The sequence below is a fragment of the Cryobacterium sp. M91 genome, assembly GCF_002929615.1.
In the GTDB taxonomy this organism is placed as follows: domain Bacteria; phylum Actinomycetota; class Actinomycetes; order Actinomycetales; family Microbacteriaceae; genus Cryobacterium; species Cryobacterium levicorallinum.
This window is the reverse complement of the sequence record NZ_PJJT01000011.1, coordinates 1-1,297: the sequence shown is the minus strand read 5'-3', so window position 1 is coordinate 1,297 and position 1,297 is coordinate 1. Positions and strand designations below refer to the sequence as shown.

Sequence of the window (1,297 nt, the reverse complement as noted above, 5' to 3'; positions counted from 1 at the left end):
GTGACCTGCCGCGGATATCTCGGACAGTGGGCCCTCTTAAAATGAGGGATCACTGAAAGTAGAGATCAGCATGACCGCAGCACGCAGGCGTTTCACCCAGGAGTTCAAAGACGAGCTGTGCCGTGAGGTGATCAACACCTCCAAGCCGATCAAGGACGTGGCCACCGCGTATGGCGTCGGCGCTGAGTCTCTTCGGAACTGGCTCAACAAATACCGCGAGGCCAACGGCGGTACCGAAGCGGACCTGACGGTCTCGGAACGGGCCCGACTGAAGGAGCTCGAGCGGGAAGTTCAGGAGCTGCGGGCGGAGACCGCCTTCTTGAAAAAGCCAGCGCTTACTTCGCGCGGGAGCAGCGGTAGTGAGCAAGTACGAGTACATCGACTCCCAAAAATCGGACCCCGCCAACCGGAATTCGGTGGTGAAAATGTGCCTCTGGCTGGCCGTCTCCACGTCCGGTTTCTACGATTGGGCAGTGCGGCCGCAGTCCGCGACCTCGGCCCGCCGCGAGGCCTTGATCGCCCGGATTCAGCACTTCTTCGAGGAATCCGATGGCACCTACGGATACCGCCGGATCCACGCTGACCTAGGTGCCGAGCAGACCGAGTGCTCGCCCGAGCTGGTGCGGCAACTCATGCGCCAGATCGGCCTCGTAGCCTGCCAACCACGGCCCTTCCGCATCACGACGGAGGCCGATGCCGAGGCGGCGGCGACCATGCCCGACCTCGTCAAACGCGACTTCACTGCCGACCGCCCCGGAGCGAAATTCGTCGGCGACATTACCTATATCCACACCTGGCAAGGGTTCATCTACCTGGCCACCGTCATCGACTGCTATTCAAAGAAGGTCGTCGGCTGGTCCATCGCCGACCACATGCGCACCGAACTCGTCGCCGACGCCCTCCGGAACGCCGCCGCGACGACCATGATTGAGCCGGACGCGATTTGGCATTCCGACAGGGGCAGCGTTTACACGTCGGCCAATTTTCGGGCTCTGGTGACCGGCCTGGGGATGCGCTCCTCGATGGGCCGGACCGGCGTGTGCTGGGACAACAGCATGGCCGAAAGTTTCTTCTCCATGCTCAAGAACGAACGTGTGTACCGCACCGCCTACGCCACGAAATCACAAGCTCGCAGCGACGTCATCCGATACATCGAAGGGTTTTACAACAGTCGACGCCGGCACTCCGCACTTGGTTACCGCCGGCCGAATGAAGTCCACTACGGTTATCAACAGCCAGCATTGGCAGCGTAGAAGAATCCACTAATTCCGCTGTCCGAAATACCCGCGGCAGGTCA

1 protein-coding gene is annotated in these 1,297 nt (G+C 61.2%); it reads left to right on the top strand.

Annotation, left to right across the window (positions count from 1 at the left end; genetic code table 11):
- The first annotated feature begins 70 nt into the window (after window positions 1-70).
- Window positions 71-1,253 (top strand): IS3 family transposase gene (locus CXY80_RS00080; protein WP_104131113.1). Its coding sequence is split into 2 segments (ribosomal slippage): window positions 71-333 and window positions 332-1,253, totalling 1,185 coding nucleotides; the frame shifts between segments, so codons are not numbered across the junction.
- The last annotated feature ends 44 nt before the right edge of the window (window positions 1,254-1,297 follow it).